Annotated in this window: 1 pseudogene; it reads left to right on the plus strand. The window is 36.2% G+C overall.

The features are described from left to right. Window positions 1-162: 162 nt before the first annotated feature. Window positions 163-392 (plus strand): annotated as a pseudogene (locus SB658_RS22180) (EamA family transporter); the annotation flags it as partial.

A 392-nucleotide genomic window follows, 5' to 3' on the forward strand; every position in this document is an offset into this window, starting at 1 on the left:
TGTATTCCCAAAAGCAATGTAAAAAACCTACTACAATTTCATACCCCAAATTCATACTTCGTATGAATGGCGGAATTTTGTAGAGTATCTTACTCTGTTTCGTTCGCCCGTTATCCTTATTTGGATAGCGGGCGTTTTTTATTATTTAAAAGGAGGATTTTCATGGAGAAATTTAAGTATTCATTACTTGTTTTATTCGGAGCTTGTAGCTACGGCGTACTTTCAACTATTTTCAAACTCGGATTCATTGATGGATTTTCAGCACATCAACTATTAGGAGGACAATATGTCTTCGGATGGATCGGGCTTCTTCTGCTCGTTCTTTTCGTTTCACGTCATAAAGTAACAAAAAAGCAATTCTTTTCCTTACTAACAGTTGGCACAACAATGAG

Source organism: Bacillus sp. SIMBA_008 (genome assembly GCF_046535495.1).
GTDB classification, from domain to species: Bacteria; Bacillota; Bacilli; order Bacillales; family Bacillaceae; genus Bacillus; species Bacillus subtilis.